The following is an 18,765-nucleotide window of genomic DNA, read 5'->3' as shown; positions in this document are numbered from 1 at the left end:
GACCGCTTAGTATGCGCCGGAGCAGGAGTTACGCCGACAGGTTTGTGGAGGCCTTCATGCAGGCATGGCGAGTGCACCGGAACGGCGAACCGAGCGAGGTGATGACCCTCGACGAGACGGACCGGCCGGTCCCCGGCCAGGGCCAGGCACTCCTCGCGGTGCGTGCGGCCAACATCAACTTCCCCGACGCGCTGCTCTGCCGGGGCCAGTACCAGGTCAGGCCCCCGCTGCCCTTCACGCCCGGGGTCGAGATCTGCGGCGAGACCGAGGACGGGCGCCGGGTGCTCGCCACCCCCGCGCTTCCGAACGGCGGCCTCGCCGAGTACGTCGTGGTGGACGAGGCCGCCCTGCTGCCCGCCCCCGACGCACTGGACGACGCGGAAGCCGCGGCCCTGCACATCGGCTACCAGACCGGCTGGTTCGGCCTGCACCGCCGGGCTCGTATCCAGCCCGGCGAGACCCTGCTCGTGCACGCCGCCGCCGGGGGAGTGGGCAGCGCCGCCGTCCAGCTCGGCAAGGCCGCGGGCGCCGTCGTCATCGGCGTCGCCGGAGGCCCCGAAAAGGCGGCGGTCGCCCGCGCACTCGGCTGCGACCTGGTCATCGACCGGCGCACCGAGGACATCGTCGCCGCGGTGAAGGAGGCCACCGGCGGGCGCGGCGCGGACGTCGTCTACGACCCGGTCGGCGGCGACGCGTACGCCAAGTCCGTCAAGTGCATCGCCTTCGAGGGCCGGATCGTCGTCGTGGGCTTCGCCGGCGGCACCATCCCCACCCCGGCGCTCAACCACGTCCTCGTCAAGAACTACTCCGTCCTCGGACTCCACTGGGGCCTCTACAACACCAAGGACCCGGCGGCCGTCCGCGCCTGCCACGACGAGCTGACCAAGCTCGCCGACCAAGGGCTCGTGAAGCCGCTGGTCAGCGAGCGTGTCCCGATGTCCGCCGCGGCGGACGCCGTCCAGCGGGTCGCGAACGGCACCACCACCGGACGCGTCGTCGTCCTGCCGACGGGAGGCACCCGATGACCACCGCCGTCGACGCCGCCGAACTGCTCCGCCGCACCCGCGAACTGCTCGCCGCACACCCCCCGGCCACCACCGGCCGCACCGAATTCCTGGGCGCCCGCTTCGACGCGGGGCTCGCCTGGGTCCACTATCCGGCCGGACTGGGCGGCCTCGACGCCCCCCGCTCCCTCCAGCCGGTCGTCGACGCCGAACTCGCCGCCGCCGGCGCCCCCGACAACGACCCCCGCCGGATCGGCATCGGCCTCGGCATGGCCGCCCCCACCATCCTCGGCTTCGGCACCGACGAGCAGAAGCAGCGGTTCCTGCGCCCGCTGTGGATCGGCGAGGAGGTGTGGTGCCAGCTCTTCAGCGAGCCCGGCGCCGGCTCCGACCTGGCCGCGCTCTCCACCCGGGCGGTCCGCGACGGCGACACCTGGACCGTCGACGGGCAGAAGGTCTGGACGTCCAGCGCCCACCTCGCCCGCTGGGCCATCCTCATCGCCCGTACCGACCCCGGCCTGCCCAAGCACCGGGGCATCAGCTACTTCATCTGCGACATGACCGACCCGGGCGTCGACGTGCGCCCGCTGCGGCAGATCACCGGCGAGGCCGAGTTCAACGAGGTCTTCCTCACCGGTGTGCGCATCCCCGACAGCAGGCGCCTCGGACCCGTCGGGGAGGGCTGGAAGGTCGCCCAGACCACGCTCATGAACGAGCGCGTCTCCATCGGCGGCATGCGCCTCCCCCGCGAGGGCGGGATGATCGGCCCCGTCTCGCGCACCTGGCGCGAGCGCCCCGGACTGCGCACCCCCGACCTGCACCAGAAACTCCTCACCCTCTGGGTGGAGGCCGAGGTCGCCCGGCTCACCGGGGAACGGCTGCGCCAGCAGCTCGTCGCCGGGCAGCCGGGCCCCGAGGGCTCCGGCATGAAGCTCGCCTTCGCTCGGCTCAACCAGGAGATCAGCGGGCTGGAGGTCGAACTCCTCGCCGACGAGGGCCTGCTCTACGGCGACTGGACGATGCGCCGCCCCGAGCTGGTGGACTTCACCGGGCGGGACGCCGGCTACCGCTACCTGCGCTCCAAGGGCAACTCGATCGAGGGCGGCACCAGCGAGGTGCTGCTGAACATCGTCGCCGAGCGCGTCCTCGGCCTGCCCGCCGAACCGCGCACCGACAAGGACGTCGCCTGGAAGGACCTCGCCCGATGACCGCCCCGAACCAGCCCGCCGCCACCCCCGACCTCCTCTACTCGGAGGCGGAGGAGGACCTCAGGTCGGCCGTCCGCGCCCTGCTCGCCGACCGGTCCGGCGCGCCGTCCGTGATCGCCCGCACCGAGTCCGACACGCCGTACGACCAGCACCTCTGGACCACCCTCGCCGCGGACATCGGCGCCGCCGGACTGCTGGTGCCCGAGAAGCTCGGCGGCCTCGGCGCCACCCACCGGGAGGCCGCCGTCGTCCTGGAGGAACTCGGCCGGGCCGTCACCCCGTCCCCGTACCTGACCAGCGCCGTCGTCGCGACGGCCGTCCTGCTCGCCCTCGGCCCGGAGGACGGGCCCGCGGCCGGGCTGCTCGGCGACCTCGCGGCGGGACGGCGCACCGCCGCGCTCGCCGTACCGTTCGCCGCCGCGCCCGGCGCGGACCACACCGCCGAGGTGGCCGCCGACTGCGGCGCGCTGACCGGCACCGTACGGGGCGTCGCCGACGCGGCCCTCGCCGACGTGCTGCTGGTGCCCGCCGCCACCGGGCTGTACGCGGTCGAGCGCGCCGCCCGAGGAGTGGTCCTGGAGCAGCTCGTACCGCTCGACCTCACCCGGCCCCTCGCCGGGGTCACCCTGGACGGCGCCGCCGCCACGCTGCTCGCCGGGCCGGACGCCGGAGCCGCGGCCGTGCGCCACGGGCTGCTGACCGGTGCCGGTCTGCTCGCCTCCGAACAGCTAGGCGTCGCCGAATGGTGCCTCGCCGAGACAGTCCGGTACACACGGGAACGCCACCAGTTCAACCGGCCGGTGGGCTCCTTCCAGGCGCTCAAGCACCGCATGGCCGAGCTCTGGCTCCAGGTCGTCTCGGCCCGTGCCGCCGCCCGCAACGCCGCCGACGCGCTGGCCACCGGTGCCGCCGACGCGCCCCTCGCGGTGGCCGTCGCCCAGGCGTACTGCTCCGGGGTGGCGGTGCACGCGGCCGAGGAGTGCGTCCAGCTCCACGCCGGGATCGGTATGACCTGGGAACACCCGGCCCACCTGTACCTGAAGCGCGCGAAGGCCGACTCGATCGCCTACGGGACGGCCGGCCGCCACCGTGAGGCCGTGGCCGAACTGGTCGAGCTCCCGGCCCCCTGAGAGCGGCGGGACGGGGCGGGAGACCGGATCCGGCCCGTCCGGTCGGCAGGACACAGCCTTGGTCGTCACCGTCGGTCAACACCCGTTCGGCGGACACGCCAGTCCGCCGAACGGCGCTCGTGCTCCGCCACACTGGCCGCGACATGCCGCACACCGGGCGCGGCGGAGGAGGCGGGGCATGGTCATTTCCATCTCACTCGTGGTGTTCCTGTTGATCATCGCGATCATCTTCATGCGCAACGGCGGGCTGAAAATCTCGCACGCCATCGTCTGCGCCCTGCTCGGCTTCCTCATCGCCGGAACCCGGATGGCACCCACCATCCACGACGGCATCGCCTCCACCGCCGAGATCGTGAGCGGGCTCAGACCCTGAGACCCGGCCACCGCGCCGGGCTCCGGGGCCCTCCCACCTGCCCCGCGCACCCGACCGCCCGCCGCGTTCACCCGCGGCGGGCGGTAACGTCGTCTCCAGGTCCCCGTCCGATTTCCGGCGACCCGGAGCACCGTCCACGTCGCTCCGCGTCGCGCGTCTGGAGCACTCCGCCATGTCCTTCCCGCCCTCCGGCCGTCACTCCGGCGCCGCTCACCACGAGTACTGCAACAGTGCCCTGTGCTGCCGGTGCCAGACGCGGACCTGGTCGACGCACGTGGCCGGGGAACGGCTCTGCGGCCCCTGCAGCTCCTGCTGCCGCGAGTGCGGACGGGCCCCGGCGCCCCACCTGGACGGCCTCGACCAGGGACTCTGCGCCGACTGCCGGGGGCTCTGCGGGCGCTGCCACAACCCGAAGCGGCCCGACGGCTCCTGCGACTGTGAGGCATGGCACCGCTTCGCCGGAAAAGACCCTTTCGCCTACGTGGTGAACGCCCTGCCGCAACCGCTCATCCAGGGGTTCGGCCGCGGGCTCCCGGCCGACATCCTCGACCTGATCCGCCAGGAACTGGGACGGGGGCGGACCGGCTTCCAGCTCCGGGAACGGATCGAACGCCGCTGGAACCTCCGCTGGGCACACGCCCTGCACGAGAAGGACGAGGACGGCCGCCGCCGCTGGACCCCGCAGGAGATCGCGGAAGCCCTGCTGACGCGGGGCCGCTGCCCCGACCCCGACTGCGAGGACGGCTACCTCGTCACCACCGACCTGCCCTGCGGACGCTGCCGGCAGCCCACGTACCGCTTCGTGCCGTCCGTCTCCGAGCGCAGGGCGACCACCGACCACGCCCGCCACACCGCGGCCGAGATCCGGCGCAACCTGCTGGAGAACCGCACGCGCACCCGGCGTGCCCCGCGCGGCTGACCGGCCGCCGCCCGATCCGGACGGCGGCGGGTACGGACTACGCGGCCCGGGACGGGTGCAGACCCGCGTACACGACGCCCCGGCGCGTCAGCTCCTCGTGCGTGCCGATCTCGGCGTTCTCCTCCACCGTGCCCTCGAACAGGATCGACTCCTGCGGGACGACGGAGAGGAACCGCCGGTACGTACGCAGGTCAAGCGAGGTCATGTCCCTGCCATCGAGCAGAATCCGCCCGGAGGCCGGCCGGATGAACCCGATCAGCAGGTTGAGCGCGGCCTTCTCCGGGCCGTGCGCCCGGGTGATGGGGATCAGGCTCGTCATCTCGCCGACCCGGGCCGAGAGTTGCTCGACCTCCTGGCGGAACGACTCGTTCTGGGTGCGCAGTCGGGTACGGAGCTTCATGACGAGGAACGCGGCGGCCGGCACGACCACGAGGAACACCGGGAGGAACGACGGCACCCGGACGGCTGTCACGGCGAGGCCGCCGATCAGGGTGACGATCCCCGCGAGCCCCATGTCCGCGCTCTGCTGGACCATGTGCTCGACCAGTTCGACGTCCCGGACCACCTTGGCCTGCAGGACACCGGCGCTGGTCCGCGCGTGATAGCCGATGGAGAGCTGCTGCGTGCGCCGGCAGAGCGCCTGCCGCAGGGAGGTGCCCACTCGGCGCACGCTGCCGTTGAGACAGCGTACGTACAGCAGGTGCATGGGGTAGTTGAGGACGAGGACGAACAGCAGCGCCCCCGCGTTGAGCCACAACTCCCGTTCGGGGCTGTGCCGGACGACGGGGCGGCGCCGATCGCGCCGGCCTACTCGCCGACCTCCCCGTCGATCGCCTCGCGCAGCAGGTCGGCGTGCCCGTTGTGGCGCGCGTACTCCTCGATCATGTGGGTGAGGACGTAGCGGAGCGAGATGGCCTCGCCCCGGAAGTCCACCGTGGCGTCGAGGGAGTCCACGGCATCCGCGGCGGCGCGGGAGGCCGCGCACGCCTCGCCCCAGAACGCGAACGCCTCGTCCACGTCGGCGTCTTCCACGTGGAAGTCCGCGAACTCGTCGTCCACCCGGGGCCAGAGGGGCTTGAGGTCCGCTCCGCCCACCACCGTCCCGAACCAGCTCCGCTCGACCTCGGCCGCATGGCGTACGAGGCCCAGGAGGGACAGGCCCGAGGAAGCCACCGCGCGCCGCTTCAGCTGAACACCCGTCAGCCCCCGGCACTTCATGGCGAGGGTGGCGCGCTGGTAGTCGAGGAAGGCGGTCAGGGAAGCACGGTCGTCGGCGGTCCTGGACGGCGGTGTGCGCGGGTCATCGGGCATCCGACGATGATCGCATGACTGCCGTGCACGAGCCGGACGGGGCCGCGGCGAGGGCGAGTGAGGTCTTGGGAGGGGCGCCCCGCCCCAGTCACGGGCTCCCGACCCGCCCGCCGCCGGGCGAGGAGGCCGGTGACGGCGCGTCCGCGTCGTCCGTCGTCACCCGGGTCCCCGGGTGGAAGCGGGAGCAGAGGTACGCGATCACGAGCGCCCCGGCCATTCCGTAGAAGACCCACTGGTTGGCCTCCGCGAAGTCCACCCTGATCGCATGCATCGAGTCCCGCATGATCTCGGCCGCCCGGCCGTCGCCGGTGGGCTGCCGTGCGTCCGAGTTCCCGGTGACGGACTCCGCGATGCTCTGCGCCGCGTCGTGGGCCGTGCCGCTCGGCACCCCCGCGTCGCGCAGGGTCTCACCGACCCGGCTCACCGTCACATGCGTCAGCACGGTGCCGAAGACCGCGAGGCCGATGCTCGCCGCGAAGTTGCGGATGGTCTGCGTGACCCCGGTGACCTCCCCGTACGAGGCTCCGATCGAGCGGTTCACCGCGTCGGTGGAGGCGGGGGCGAGCAGCAGGCCGATTCCGGCGCCGGCGATGGCGGCGTAGAGCCACTGGTCGTGCATGGAGAGCTTCGTGAGGTTGGCGGCCCAGAGGGCGAAGCCGACGGCGCCGACGGCGGTGCCGAGCCTGATCGCCGGGCGGGCACCCCGTTTGTCGAGGATGCGACCGCCCCACTGGGAGGCGAGGGCGAACCCGATGAAGAAGTACAGGAGGTAGAGCGCTGCCTGGTTCGGGGACGCGCTCAGGGACACTTGGGCGTAGACCGACGCGAAGAAGAACACGGGCACGAAGGCGAGCATGGCGAAGAAGAGCACGGCCATGTCCACGCTGAACGCCCGGTCGCGGAAGACCTGGAGCTTGACGAGCGGGTGCGCGGCACGGAGCTCGAAGCGGCAGAAGACGACCAGCACCACCAGCCCGGCCGCGATGCACGCCCAGGTCGCGGGCGAGTCCCAGCCCCAGGTGGCCGACTGCTGGAGCCCCAGCACGGTCAGCCCCATGCCGAGGGCCAGCAGTACGGCGCCCGGCACGTCCAGCGGCTCGCGGCGGGAGCGGTCCGGGATGTGGGCCAGCAGGGTCAGGACGATCGCGATCACCGCGACGGGCACGTTCACCCAGAAGATGGCCCGCCACGTCCACCCGGTCAGCCAGCCGCCCAGCAGCGGCCCGACCGCGGTGAGCGCGCCCGAGACGCCGAAGAAGAGGGCGAGCGCCCGGCCCCGGCGCTCCACCGGGAACACGGCGATCACGACGGCGAGCGCGGCCGGGAACATGAACGCCGCGCCGATGCCCTGCACCGCGCGGAACCCGATCAGCCAGGCCTGCGCGAAGTCGCCGGAGGGCACCGCGCCGCACAGGGCGGAGGCGACGACGAAGACCAGCGTTCCGCAGAGCATGACCCGGCGATGGCCGTAGAGGTCCGAGAGCCTGCCGCCGAGCGCGAAGAACGCCGCCAGCGTCAGCAGGTAGGCGTTGACCACCCACTGCATCTGCGAGGAGGTGAGGCCCAGTTCACGGACGATGTCGGGTGCGGCGATGGCCACGATGGTCTGGTCGATGAAGGTCATCGACACGGCGAACAGCATCGCCGCGAGGGCGAGAGCCTGGTTCGGCGGCGCGCTCGCCGACGTGCCGCCCCCGCCCGACCCCGCTGGATCCTCCGCGCCTCTGGTCGTGTCACCCATGCGACCCATGGTCACCTCAGGGGCACGAGCCCGCACGCCGGGCGTCGGGCGCGGCGGCGGAGCGGGAGGAGACGCGGTTCAGGTGCGGCGGCAGAGCAGGAAGAGGTGCGGTTCCGCCGTCGCCTCCGGATGCGCGGGCGTGAACAGCGAGCTGCGGCCGGAGACGACCGTGAAACCGGCGTCCGTCACCAGCCCGGTGAACGCGGGTCCGTCGAAGCTGGTCACCCGGACCGGACGGCCCATGAAGAGACCCTCCACACCCTCCACGTCCAGCGGGACCGTCGCCACCGCCAGCAGCCCGCCGGGCCGCAGGGCCAGGGCGACCTTGGCCAGCAGCGCCGCCTGTTCGCCGCGGGTCATCTGGAGGAGCGAGAAGTAGACGCAGGCGGCGTCGAAGGACTCCTCCGCCAGCGGGAGTTCGCGGATGTCGGCGCGGACGAAGGACGCCCCGGGGACCTGCCGGGCGGCCAGCTCCACCATGACGGGCGAGACGTCGACCCCGTGCACCTCGTGACCCGCGGCCACCAGCGTCTCGGCCGTCGGGCGGCCGGTGCCGCTGCCCACGTCCAGCACCCGGCTGCCCGGCGCGAGCTGCCCGGTCAGCTCCCGCAGGGAGTCCCGGTGCGCCGGTGACCCGGCGAAGGCCCGCTCGTACCGGGCGCCCAGCGCGTCGAACACCGCGGCAGCCGAGGTGCCGCTCACGTCGTCCATGGGTGCGTTCCTTCCGCGGGCCGGACACGTCACCCCGGATCGTGCCAGCCGGCCCGCCCGCCCACAACGGGGCGCGGGCGGCTGCCGGCCACCCGTACGGACGACCGCGTCCCCGGCCCCCGCGCGTGCGGGGACCGGGGACGCGTACGCCGTGCGGGGGTCAGGCTCCGGAGGCGTCCAGCATCGCCGAACGCTCCACCACCTTGATCCGCTCGCGGCCCTGCTCGGCACCGAGCGCCTTCTCGTGCGCGTCCAGGCGGTGCCAGCCCTCCCACGTGGTGTAGCGGACCCCGCGGCCCTCCAGGTGGGCCACGACCGCGTCGGGCTCGGGCTGCGCCGGGGCGGGCAGACGGCCCTCGGCCCGGTCCTCCAGCAGGCACTCGACGGTCTCGTTGGCGTCGCCCTTGGTGTGGCCGATGAGGCCGATCGGACCGCGCTTGATCCAGCCGGTGACGTACACCGACGTCATGTGCTCGGAGCCCGCGATCACGCGCCCGGCGGCGTGCGGAACCGTGCCGGACGCGGGGTCCCACGGGAGCTTCGGGAGCTCGTCGGAGTAGTAGCCGACCGCGCGGTAGACGCTCTGCACGTCCCAGTCGGTGAAGGCGCCGGTGCCGCGCACGTTGCCCGTGCCGTCCAGCTCCGTGCGCTCGGTCCGCAGACCGACGACGGAACCGTCCTCGCCGAGCACCTCGACCGGCGACTCGAAGAAGTGCAGGAACAGCTTGTGCGGGCGGTCGCCGACATCGCGGATGGCCCAGTTCTCCAGCGTCTGGGCGACCATGTTGGCCTGCTTGTTGCCCCGGCGGGTCTCGATCGAGCCCTCGTCGTAGTCGATGTCCTCGGGGTTGACGATGACCTCGATGTTCGGCGAGTGGTCCAGCTCGCGCAGCTCCATGGGGCTGAACTTCGCCTGGGCGGGACCGCGGCGCCCGAAGACGTGCACCTCCAGCGCCTTGTTGGCCTTGAGGCCCTCGTAGACGTTGGCCGGGATCTCGGTGGGAAGCAGCTCGTCGGCGGTCTTGGCGAGGACGCGCGCGACGTCCAGGGCCACGTTGCCCACGCCGAGCACGGCGACCTTCTCGGCCGTCAGCGGCCAGGTGCGCGGAACCTCGGGGTGTCCGTCGTACCAGGAGACGAAGTCGGCGGCACCGTAGGAGCCGTCGAGTTCTATCCCGGGGATGTCGAGGGCGCGGTCGGCCTCGGCGCCCGTCGAGAAGATCACCGCGTCGTAGAAGGAGCGGAGCTCGTCCAGACCGATGTCGTTCGGGTAGTCGACGTTGCCGAAGAGCCGGATCTGCGGCTTGTCCAGCACCTGGTGCAGCGCGGTGACGATGCCCTTGATCCGGGGGTGGTCGGGAGCCACGCCGTAGCGGATCAGACCGAAGGGTGCGGGCATGCGCTCGAACAGGTCGATCGAGACACCCGGGTCCTTGGCGGCTTCGGATTTCAGCAGCGCGTCGGCCGCATAGATTCCGGCGGGACCGGCTCCGACAATGGCGACGCGGACGGGGCGTGTCATGGGGCTGTAGTTCCTTCGTTCCTCGGGGCGGGTGAACGCGGGGCAGGGTGCCGTCAAGGTAAGGCTTGACTTACTACACCCCCCTACACGCTATGTCCTCGCCTTCCCGGCCCTGTGACCGGGGTCGCCAGGAGGTGCGGCGGGGACATGGACGGCCCGCGCCGGGTGGCCGCCGGGGCTTGCGTGAAAATGCTTTCAGTACTTTTCCGCAAGGGATTGCGGGGGATCGTGGGCGGCTGCTTGACTCGCTCCCGTCCCGCACGAGCCGCGACCCCGGGGGAGCCCATGAGCAAGGAGAACGACGTACTGGTCCTGGGAGGAGCGGGCGTCGACACCATCGTGTACGTCCCCGAGCTGCCGCTCCCGTACGCCGACAGCCACATGATCCGCCCCGGCATCACCGCGCGCGCCGGACAGACCGGCGACTTCGTCGTCCTCGGGCTCGCCTCCCTCGGTCTGCGCACCCACCACATCGACCTGATCGGCGACGACCACGAGGGCGACCTGGTCCGGGCGTTCCACCGCGACCGGTCCCTCCCCCTCACCGAGGTCCCGCAGCCGCTCGGCACCAAACGCGCGGTGAACCTCGTCGGCCCGGACGGCCGGCGGCTCTCCCTGTACGACGACAGCCGTGCGGCGGAGAGCGACCGCCTGCCGGAGGCCACCGTGCGGGCGCTGGCCGGGAAGAGCCGCCACGCGCACGTCTCCATCACCTACCCGTGCGCCTTCGCCCTCCCGCTGCTGCGCGAGGCGGGCCTGACGCTCTCCACCGACCTGCACAACTGGGACGGCGTCAACCCGTACCACGAGCCCTTCGCGTTCGAGGCGGACCTCGTGTTCCTCTCCGCCACCGCCCTGGCGGACCCCTCGGCGACCCTGCGCAGGATCGCCGAGCACGGCAGGGCCCGCGTCGCCGTCGCCACCGACGGGGCCGCCGGTGCCCATCTGCTCGTCGAAGGCGAGCTGACGCACGTTCCCGCGATCGCCCCACCGGAACCGGTCGTCGACTCCAACGGCGCCGGTGACGCGTTCGCCGCAGGCTTCCTGCTCGGCTGGCTGGCCGGCGAGGAGCCCGCGCGATGCGCCCTCTTCGGCGCGGTGGCCGGGGCGTACGCCTGCACCGTGGAGGCGACCCGGGCCGACGCCATCGGCCGCGAGCTGCTGCTCGCCCGGGTGGCGGAGTGGGAGGCGGGCGCCGGGACGGCGGCGGGCGCCACGACGGGGGCGGCGCGGCTCTGACACCCGGTGCGGCGCTCGGCGTGCGTGCGGTCCGGGTGGGGACCACCATCGAGTCAGGTGTCCGCCCGGGCCGTACGCCCGTAGGCCCGCGCGGCGGACCCCGGAAGGCGGTCCTCGTGCCGGAAACACCCCGTGCCCCCTGTCGCGTCACGCTCACCGAGGACGGACCGCTGCTGCTGGAGGGGCCTGTCGAGGTGACCCTGCCGGATGGCGCCACCGTGGTGTCGGACCGGTTCGTGGTCGCCCTGTGCCTGTGCCGCAAGAGCCGTATCCACCCCTGGTGCGACACCAGCCACCGGCGCCGGGTGAAGGGCGAGGAGGGTACGGACGAAAGGGGAAAGGGCCGCCGGGGCTGAGGGGGCGGTCGGGCCGGTGCGCGCGATCAGTCCCGCGCCGCGGGCCACGCGGCCAGCGCGAGTTCGGCGGTCCGGGCCAGTTCCGCCGCCGTGGCCCCGTCGCGGGCGCGCTGCGACAGACCCTGGATCACCGCCGTGAAGTACGCCGCCAGCGCACCGGGATCGGCGGTGCCGGACAGTTCGCCCGCCTGCTGCGCCTCGCGCAGCCGGGCTTCGAAGACGTCCACGTTCCGGTTGCGCAGGTCGCGCAGGAACGCCCCGACCCCGGCGTCCTGCGCGGTGACGTTGGTGGCCCCGCAGATCGTGAGACAGCCGGCCGGGTGGGCGGGGTCGGGATAGATCACCGCGGCCTCGCGCAGGATGCGGGCGAACGCGGCGTACGCGGTGGGTTCCTCTTCGAGCGCGACAGCCATGAAGGCGCCCACGGGCGAGCGCCCGTAGCTGTGCACCGCCTCCTCGAACAGGGACCTCTTGTCCCCGAAGGCCGCGTACAGGCTGCCGGGCCTGATGCCCATCGCCTCGGTCAGCTCGCCGACGGAGGTGGCCGCATAGCCGTGCTCCCAGAAGAGGCGGGCGGCCACGGCCAGCGCCGCGGCCCGGTCGAAGGTCCTCGGCCGTCCTCGCTTCGCACGCGTCTCAGTCACCTCACCATTTTAGAGCGCTCACTCAACAAGGCGTGCTAGCTTCTTTGTTGAGTGAGCGACCAATAAATGGGAGTGGTCAACGGCCATGGGAGCAAACGTGCTTGAGGGAAAGGTCGCACTGGTCACCGGCGGCAGTCGGGGCATCGGGCGAGCTGTCGCGCTCCGTCTCGGCCGCGACGGAGCCACCGTCGCGGTCGCCTACGCCCGGGACGAGGCGGCGGCGAGCGAGGTCGTCGAGCGCATCCACAAGGACGGCGGCCGGGCCTTCGCCCTCCGGGCGGAGCTGGGGCGGCACGGTGACGCGGCCCGCCTGTGGGCCGCTTTCGACGCGCGGGCCGATGAGTTCGCGCCCGGCGGAGGCGTCGACATCATCGTGAACAACGCCGGTATCGGCCGCAGCTCCGACCTGGCGTCGCTCACCGAAGACGGTTTCGACGAGGTCTTCGCCGTCAACGTCCGCGCTCCGTTCTTCATCGTGCAGCACGGGCTGGAGCGGCTGCGCGACGGCGGGCGGATCATCAACATCTCCAGCGGCGCGGCCCGCCTGGCCATGCCGGAGATCATCGCCTACGGCGCCACCAAGGGCGCGCTCGACACGTTCACCCTCACCCTCGCCAAGGAGCTGGGACCCCGGGGCGTCACGGTGAACTCGGTGGCGCCCGGCATCATCGACACCGACGTCAACGCCGGCTGGCTGCGCGGCAATGCGCAGGCCGAGGCCCACGCGGCGTCCCTGGCCGCCCTGGGCCGGATCGGGCGGCCGGAAGACGTGGCCGACATCGTGGCCTTCCTCGCCTCCGACGACGCACGGTGGGTGACCGGCCGGGTGGTCGACGCGACGGGCGGCTCCGGGCTGTGACACCCCCGGGCCGCATCCCGCGGTGATGTCCCGCCCGAGGTGCCGCGACCGGAACGCGTCCGAGGGCCGTACGTGCCGGGGTTCCGGCCGCAGACCTCACACGGGAGGATCTGCGGCCGGGGAACCGGCGTGCACGGCACGTACGACCACCAGCTCCTCGCTGTCCGCTCCCCGCCCCAGCAGGCCCCTGTCGCGCAGCCACGCCCGCCGCGAGCGCAGGACCGGCCCCAGCGGGACCAGGGCCCGTTCGCGCACCTCGGCGGGGAGCCCCGCCCTTCTCAGGCGCTCCACGGTCAGGCCCGGGTCGCAGAGCGCCGAATGCACCATCAGCAGCACCCCACCCGTCCGCAGCGCCTCCCGGGCCCCGTCGCAGACGCGGTCCAGGACGACGCGCCCGTCCAGGCCCGCGTCCCAGGCCCTCGCACGTCCGTGCCCGGGGAGCTCGGGCTCCGGCGAGGGCACGTAGGGCGGATTGCACAGCACCAGGTCGTAGGTACGGCCCCGGACGGCCGCGGTCAGATCACTGCGCCGCACGTCGATGCGGTGGCGGTGGAGCCGGGCGTTGGCCCGGGCGGTCAGCACGGCCCGGCGCGACAGGTCGACCGCCGTGACCGAACCGCCGAGCTGCGCGGCTCGGATCGCCAGCGCACCGCTCCCGGTACCGAGATCCAGCACCCTGGCACCCGGCGCGAGGGCCTCGCGTTCGAGCGCCCGCATCAGCAGGCAGGTGTCGTGCTGCGGCGCGTACACGCCGGGCAGAGTGAGGACGAACGGGGCGGGCGACGCCACATCTGTGGCCATCGGGGCTCCCTCGGACGTATGGATGAACGGTCTGTCCCAGACTGGGGCGCAATCGCCCCGGCCACCACTCGGCGCCTTCCCCGGAGCGTCTCCCACTCGGCACCACCGTGCCCTCCGCGGCGCGCTTTCCCGGCAGGAGACCGGTCATCGGCGAGCGGCGGCCTCCCCGGCGGGAGACCGCTCAGCGGGCCGGCTCCTCGCGCCAGCCGGCCAGCAGCCGTTCTCCGAGCCGTTCCTCCAGGAAGCCGGTGGCGGTGACGCCGAACGCGACGTCGTCCGCCAGCTCCGGCTCGTCCGCCAGCAGCCCCGCGACGACCTCGTGTCTGACCACCTGCTCGTGCACGGCGTCCGCCTCGACGTGCTCGGTGTAGAAGAACTCGGCGGCGGTGCCCGCCCCGACGCGCCGCATCGCCCGGGCGAGCCGGCGCGAGGCGGGCGACGACGTGATCTCCACCGCCGCGAAATGCCCCACCAGAGCGCCCCGCAGACGCCGGTGCAGCCCGAACAGCGACATCAGATTGACCAGGGCCAGCATCTCGGCGTGGCCCTCGTCCACATAGTGGCCGTAGGCGGTCTCCAGCCCCAGGTCCGCCATCAGATCGGCGAAGAGGCGCGCGTGGACGCGCTCCGCGCGACCGGCTCCGAACTCGTCGTACTCGATCGCCGCCATCCCCGCCTTCGCCCGCCCACCGAGCCTCGGCAGCACCCAGGCGTGCGGGTCGGCCTCCTTCAGGTGGTACAGCGACCGCTGGACGGCGTACTCGCGGACGTGCCGCAGCTCCCCGCGGTCCTTGAGGAAGTCCGACACCCCCTGACCGTGCACCGGTTCCACCAGGAGCCCGGCCAGGACCTCCTCCAGGGAACCGGCGCCGGTGGCGTCGCGGCGCAGCGCGCTCAGGAAGGACTCCTCGGCCCCCCTCCGCACGGCCAGCAGGTCCGGGTCCCACTCCAGATCCGGGTCCACCCCCGCGAACCCCCGGTAGTGCAGCTCGTAGCACGCGTACAGCGCCAGGTGGAGATCCTCGCCGTACGGATCGGCCGCTCGGGCGTCCCCGGGCCGCGGCAGCCCGCCCGCACCCCGCAGACGAGCGAGGACGGCGGCCGACAACGGCCCCCGGGCCCGGGGCGGTTTTGGTGGGCGGTGCGCTCCGTTGCCGTACCCGTCCATCGTCAGTCCCGGGGGAGCAGGGACCCGAGGGGCCCCAGGTCCAGGTTGAGGTCCTCGGGGCGTACGCCGTGCTGTTCGCAGAGTTCGGTCATCCGCTGGTCGAGCATCATCAGGGTGGCGCCGATCTCGTCTGCCTGCTCGTCGGTGAGATCGCCCTGGTCCACCCGGCGGATCGCCTGCCGTTCCATGAGCTGACGCAGCAACTCCACCACGGTGAGGACGAGCGTGACGAGGTCACGGCCCATCCGCTCGCGGTCGAGGTCGAGCCGGGCCCCGGTCACAGCGGTCCGCCGTCGGCCCAGGGGGCGGGCACGCGTTCGCTGACCGAGGACAGCAGCGCGTGCAGCGACAGCCGTACCAGCGGAACGTCCGCGATCGCGATCACGAGATCCCCGCTGACGACCACCCCGGTCGCCAGCACCCGGTCGAGCAGATCGACCAGCGGCACACCGATCGGGCCGCTCAGCGGCTCGGCCGAATCCCAGGGCACCACCTCGCGGTTCATCCCTCCACCTCGCCCACGAACGAGTACGGCACCCAGGGACCCGACAGGGCGACCCGGACGTCACCCGGCTCCCGCAGCGACTCCGCCAGCCGGTGCAACTCGGCCGACCTGGCCTCCGCCACCAGATAGGTGGCGTTGAGAACCTGTACGCCCTGGTCGCCGGAGGGGGCGGAACGCAGCCGCAGCCGGCGGGCCTCCGTCGCGACCCGGCGGAACGCCTCGTCCACCGCGTCGGCCCTGAGCCCGGCTTCGACGTGGCGGCGCTGCCGGTTCTCCTGGATGTTCCGGCGCCGGTTCAGATAGGCGAGCCCCGAACCCGCGGCGGGCCGGGCCCGATCCGGTGGCGTGGCAGCCGTCTCCTCCCGGCTCGCGGCGCCGGGGCCCGCCGAGGGGGACAGGAACACCTTGACGCCCCACTCCGCGTGGTGGGCGACCCGGTCGAGCGCGCGGTCGAACCGCGCCACCTGCGACGCGAGCGCCGCCCGCGCGCTTTCGTCACCGTGGTAGAGCGTCGCCATCGGGAGCGGCACGGTGGGCGCACCCCCGGCCGCGGCGGTGACCACGGCATGGTGCGCCCGCGCGTAGCGCTCCAGTTCCTCCTGGTCGGTCAGCCGCTCCTGCCACACGTCATCGGTGAAGTCGTCCGCCCGCACGGTCTGGACCACGGCCGAGAGGTGTGCTCCGAGGGGCAGCGCGCGTACGGGCTCCCCGCCGGGGAGCCCCGACGACCGCCCGGGGATGCCGGGATCGAGGTCGCGGCATACGGCGAAGACGTACAGGGCGCGGCCCCCGGAGCCGGAACGGGAGCCGCTGTGAAGGGTACGGGTCATGTGCGTGCGCGCTCCCTGGATCTCTTCCGTCCGTCGGCCTCGGCGTCGTCGGGGGACTCCAACGCCTCGATGCGTTCACGCAGTTCGCGGTTCTCCTCCTGAAGGGCGCTGCGCGACGCGCGTGAACTGAGTGCGGGATCGGTCTCCCACCAGTCGATTCCGGCCTTCTTGGCCGTGTCCACCGAGGCCACGAAGAGCCGGAGCCGGATGGTGAGCAGTTCGATGTCCAGGAGATCGATCTTGATGTCTCCCGCGATGACGATTCCCTTGTCGAGGACGCGCTCCAGGATGTCGGCGAGGTTGGTCGTCTGCGGACCCGGGATGGTGTCGGCGGTCTGCCGGTACGTCATGTCCGTCACCGTCGTCCCCCTCTCCGCTTCCGGGGACGAGGCGCTTCCTCTTCCTCTTCCTCTTCCTCTTCCTCTGCGTCCGCTTCCTCGTCGTCCTCCTCGCCGTCCTCGCCGTCGTCTTCGTCGCCTTCCTCTTCGTCCTCGTACGCGCCGTCCTCGGCCTCGTCCTCGTCTTCGTACTCGCCGTCGTCCTCGGCCTCGTCCTCGTCTTCGTACTCGCCGTCGTCCTCGTCCTCGTCCTCGTCCTCTTCGTCTTCGGCGTCCTCGTCCTCGTCCTCGTAGCCGCCGTCCTCTTCCTCGTCGCCCTCGTCCTCGTCGCCTTCCTGCTCTTCCGCTTCCTCTTCCGCCACCGCGTCCTCGTGGGAGACGACGACCTCTCCGTCACGGATCTCGCCGCGCCAGCCCTCGGGAGGTTCGGCGCTGAGGGTGACGTAGCGCTGGAAGTGCTTGAAGTCGAGGCGGATACGACGCCCCTGGACACGCCAGAGATTGCCCGTCTTCTCGAAGAAGCCCGACGGGTAGTACTCCACGACGAGGATGATCCTGGTCAGCGAGGGTGCCAGCTCATGGAAGCTGACGGCGCCGCGCGTGCTGCCCTTGGCTCCCTCGGACGTCCACACGATCCGTTCGTCGGGAATCTGCTCCTGCACGGTGGCCTTGAAGCCGCGGGAGGAAGGGCCGATCTTCACCTTCCAGTCGCTCTCCACCTCGTCGCCCATCGAGACGCTCTGGACGCCCTTGGTGAAGCTGCTGAACTGGTCGTACTGCGTCCAGTGGTCATAGGCCTCGCGCAACGGCACGCCCACGTCGAGGACTTCGATGATGTTCATCGACTTTCCGCCCGACTTGCTCTTCCCGCCGCCCTTTCCGCCGCCTCCGTCCCCGCCACCGCCGAAGGCGTCCTTCGCCTTGCCCACGACGTTGTCCTTCACACCCTTGGCCTTCTCGGAGACGAAGGCTTTCAGCGGTGATTCCCCTTGCAGGACACGCGATCCGATGGCGGGCAGCGACCCGCCGTTCGCGACGTCGGTCAGCTGAGCGGTGACGTCCGTGAGCTTCTCCCCGGCCTTCCCGGCCAGTCGCTCCACCTGACCGGAGAGATAGCCCGAAAGCTCCTCGCGCAGCCGCTCGACACCTGACACCTGGTCCTCGGGACCGTCCTTCTCGCTGCTGGCCATGGCTCGCTACCTCCGGCGATCCGCGCGCTGGGAAGCCGTCCGCTTGGACGACGACGTCTTCTTGGCCGCCGCGCTCTTCTTGGCGGGCGCCTTCTTCGCGGCGCTCTTCCTGGCCGGTGCCTTCTTCGCGGCCGTCTTGCCCGCCGACTTCTTGGCGGTTGCCTTCTTGGCCGCGCTCTTCTTCGCGGGAGCAGCCTTCTTGGCGGGCGCCGCCTTCTTAGCCGCCTTCTTCGCGGGAGCGGTCTTCTTGGCCGGGGGAGCCTTCTTCGCCGCCTTCTTGGCGGGCGCCGACTGCTTGGGCTCGGCCTTCTTGGCCGGTGCCTTCTTCGCTGCCGACTTCTTGGCCGGTGCCTTCTTCGCGGCACCACGCGAGCGGGGGCGCGGGGCCGGCTCCTCCTCGGGCTCCTCGTCCTCCTCGTCCTCCTCGTACTCCTCCTCGTCCTCTTCGTCCTCGGGTTCCTCGTCGTAGTCGTCCTCCCCTTCGTATTCCTCCTCGTCCTCGGGCTCTTCCTCCCAGGGTCCCTCGTCCTCTTCGTCCTCGTAGGCGCCGTCCTCGTCGCCGCCTTCGATCTCGCCTTCGATCTCCTCGGCCGGGCGGCCTCGTTCGCCGAGCCGGGCCGTGCGCTCGCCGATCGCCTCGGCCAGGGAGACCATCCCGCGGTTGGCGGCGGCCGAGACCGCCTCGCGGCCCGCTTCGAGCACCTCGCCCCGCAACTGCTCCTGCAACTCCGCGATCTGCGGCACATCGCTCAGCCGCCGCATTCCCTCGGCGGCGAGTTGCTTCGGTTCGAGGCCGAACCGCCGTCCCGCCAGGTAGGTCGCGACCGTGATCGCGAGCCTGCCCTTCTTCGTCCGCCCCAGTACGTACCCGCCCACCACCGCGGCAGCGAGCGTCACCTTGGCCGTGTCGTCCATG

General features: G+C 72.3%; 21 protein-coding genes and 1 pseudogene. 8 read left to right on the top strand and 14 right to left on the bottom strand.

Annotated elements, in window-relative coordinates:
- Positions 1–56: 56 nt before the first annotated feature.
- The 5 genes from ACFWEE_RS05765 to ACFWEE_RS05745 all read left to right on the top strand — a co-directional run bounded on the left by ACFWEE_RS05765 (position 57) and on the right by ACFWEE_RS05745 (position 4,634).
- The gene (locus ACFWEE_RS05765) at positions 57–1,025 is read left to right on the top strand and encodes an NADPH:quinone oxidoreductase family protein (RefSeq protein ID WP_386886674.1); all 969 of its coding nucleotides are present in this window, start codon (positions 57–59) and stop codon (positions 1,023–1,025) included.
- A complete protein-coding gene (locus ACFWEE_RS05760) occupies positions 1,022–2,212 on the top strand; it encodes an acyl-CoA dehydrogenase family protein (RefSeq protein WP_386886672.1) in 1,191 nt (396 codons plus the stop codon). Before ACFWEE_RS05765 ends, ACFWEE_RS05760 begins: the two co-directional genes overlap by 4 nt.
- On the top strand, positions 2,209–3,342 hold the full coding sequence (locus ACFWEE_RS05755) for an acyl-CoA dehydrogenase family protein (protein WP_386886670.1): 1,134 nt from the start codon (positions 2,209–2,211) through the stop codon (positions 3,340–3,342). The genes ACFWEE_RS05760 and ACFWEE_RS05755 overlap by 4 nt, the downstream gene beginning before the upstream one ends.
- A 178-nt stretch (positions 3,343–3,520) precedes the next feature.
- Positions 3,521–3,715, top strand: a complete 195-nt coding sequence (locus ACFWEE_RS05750; protein ID WP_327179759.1) for a hypothetical protein — start codon at positions 3,521–3,523, stop codon at positions 3,713–3,715.
- Positions 3,716–3,887: 172 nt separating this feature from the next.
- A complete protein-coding gene (locus tag ACFWEE_RS05745; protein ID WP_386886668.1) occupies positions 3,888–4,634 on the top strand; it encodes a hypothetical protein in 747 nt (248 codons plus the stop codon).
- Positions 4,635–4,737: 103 nt separating this feature from the next.
- On the opposite strand, the pseudogene ACFWEE_RS05740 reads toward ACFWEE_RS05745, so the two are convergent.
- From ACFWEE_RS05740 to ACFWEE_RS05720, 5 genes and pseudogenes are all read right to left on the bottom strand, one after another.
- Positions 4,738–5,418: pseudogene (locus ACFWEE_RS05740) on the bottom strand (ABC transporter transmembrane domain-containing protein); the annotation flags it as partial.
- A gap of 23 nt (positions 5,419–5,441) precedes the next feature.
- Positions 5,442–5,945 carry a DinB family protein gene (locus ACFWEE_RS05735; RefSeq protein WP_386886666.1) on the bottom strand — a complete coding sequence of 168 codons (504 nt, stop codon included), beginning with the start codon at positions 5,943–5,945 and terminating at the stop codon, positions 5,442–5,444.
- Between the two features lie 88 nt (positions 5,946–6,033).
- Entirely contained in the window at positions 6,034–7,686 is a 1,653-nt protein-coding gene (locus tag ACFWEE_RS05730) for an MFS transporter (protein ID WP_386886664.1), read from the bottom strand.
- Positions 7,687–7,764: 78 nt separating this feature from the next.
- Positions 7,765–8,397, bottom strand: coding sequence for a class I SAM-dependent methyltransferase (locus ACFWEE_RS05725; protein ID WP_386886662.1), 633 nt, complete (start codon positions 8,395–8,397; stop codon positions 7,765–7,767).
- A 160-nt stretch (positions 8,398–8,557) separates the two neighbouring features.
- Entirely contained in the window at positions 8,558–9,919 is a 1,362-nt protein-coding gene (locus tag ACFWEE_RS05720) for an FAD-dependent oxidoreductase (protein WP_386886661.1), read from the bottom strand.
- Between the two features lie 285 nt (positions 9,920–10,204).
- On the opposite strand from ACFWEE_RS05720, the gene ACFWEE_RS05715 reads away from it, so the two are divergent.
- Positions 10,205–11,158 carry an adenosine kinase gene (locus ACFWEE_RS05715; RefSeq protein ID WP_386886660.1) on the top strand — a complete coding sequence of 318 codons (954 nt, stop codon included), beginning with the start codon at positions 10,205–10,207 and terminating at the stop codon, positions 11,156–11,158.
- Between the two features lie 116 nt (positions 11,159–11,274).
- Complete coding sequence (locus ACFWEE_RS05710; protein ID WP_386886658.1) at positions 11,275–11,514, top strand: CDGSH iron-sulfur domain-containing protein; 240 nt, start codon at positions 11,275–11,277, stop codon at positions 11,512–11,514.
- 26 nt (positions 11,515–11,540) lie between these two features.
- On the opposite strand, the gene ACFWEE_RS05705 is transcribed toward ACFWEE_RS05710, so the two are convergent.
- Entirely contained in the window at positions 11,541–12,158 is a 618-nt protein-coding gene (locus tag ACFWEE_RS05705) for a TetR/AcrR family transcriptional regulator (RefSeq protein WP_386886657.1), read from the bottom strand.
- 85 nt (positions 12,159–12,243) lie between these two features.
- Here ACFWEE_RS05705 and ACFWEE_RS05700 point away from each other — a divergent pair, with 85 nt between their 5' ends.
- Entirely contained in the window at positions 12,244–13,017 is a 774-nt protein-coding gene (locus ACFWEE_RS05700; RefSeq protein ID WP_386886656.1) for an SDR family oxidoreductase, read from the top strand.
- A gap of 96 nt (positions 13,018–13,113) precedes the next feature.
- Here the strand turns inward: ACFWEE_RS05700 and ACFWEE_RS05695 are convergent, their stop codons facing one another.
- From ACFWEE_RS05695 to ACFWEE_RS05660, 8 genes are all read right to left on the bottom strand, one after another.
- The gene (locus ACFWEE_RS05695; RefSeq protein WP_386886654.1) at positions 13,114–13,818 is read right to left on the bottom strand and encodes a HemK2/MTQ2 family protein methyltransferase; all 705 of its coding nucleotides are present in this window, start codon (positions 13,816–13,818) and stop codon (positions 13,114–13,116) included.
- A gap of 181 nt (positions 13,819–13,999) precedes the next feature.
- The gene (locus ACFWEE_RS05690; protein WP_386886652.1) at positions 14,000–14,986 is read right to left on the bottom strand and encodes an iron-containing redox enzyme family protein; all 987 of its coding nucleotides are present in this window, start codon (positions 14,984–14,986) and stop codon (positions 14,000–14,002) included.
- A gap of 2 nt (positions 14,987–14,988) precedes the next feature.
- Entirely contained in the window at positions 14,989–15,267 is a 279-nt protein-coding gene (locus tag ACFWEE_RS05685; RefSeq protein WP_327179771.1) for a gas vesicle protein K, read from the bottom strand.
- On the bottom strand, positions 15,264–15,491 hold the full coding sequence (locus tag ACFWEE_RS05680) for a gas vesicle protein (protein WP_386886650.1): 228 nt from the start codon (positions 15,489–15,491) through the stop codon (positions 15,264–15,266). The genes ACFWEE_RS05685 and ACFWEE_RS05680 overlap by 4 nt, the downstream gene beginning before the upstream one ends.
- Complete coding sequence (locus ACFWEE_RS05675) at positions 15,488–16,321, bottom strand: GvpL/GvpF family gas vesicle protein (RefSeq protein ID WP_386886648.1); 834 nt, start codon at positions 16,319–16,321, stop codon at positions 15,488–15,490. Before ACFWEE_RS05675 ends, ACFWEE_RS05680 begins: the two co-directional genes overlap by 4 nt.
- The gene (locus tag ACFWEE_RS05670; protein WP_386886646.1) at positions 16,318–16,680 is read right to left on the bottom strand and encodes a gas vesicle protein; all 363 of its coding nucleotides are present in this window, start codon (positions 16,678–16,680) and stop codon (positions 16,318–16,320) included. Before ACFWEE_RS05670 ends, ACFWEE_RS05675 begins: the two co-directional genes overlap by 4 nt.
- Complete coding sequence (locus tag ACFWEE_RS05665; protein WP_386886644.1) at positions 16,677–17,849, bottom strand: SRPBCC family protein; 1,173 nt, start codon at positions 17,847–17,849, stop codon at positions 16,677–16,679. Before ACFWEE_RS05665 ends, ACFWEE_RS05670 begins: the two co-directional genes overlap by 4 nt.
- A 6-nt stretch (positions 17,850–17,855) precedes the next feature.
- Entirely contained in the window at positions 17,856–18,764 is a 909-nt protein-coding gene (locus tag ACFWEE_RS05660) for a histone protein (protein ID WP_386886642.1), read from the bottom strand.
- Position 18,765 lies beyond the last annotated feature (1 nt).

This window comes from Streptomyces sp. NPDC060184 (assembly GCF_042728795.1).
GTDB lineage: Bacteria > Actinomycetota > Actinomycetes > Streptomycetales > Streptomycetaceae > Streptomyces.
The sequence above is the reverse complement of the archived record's forward strand: the minus strand, read 5'-3'. Positions and strand labels throughout refer to the sequence as shown.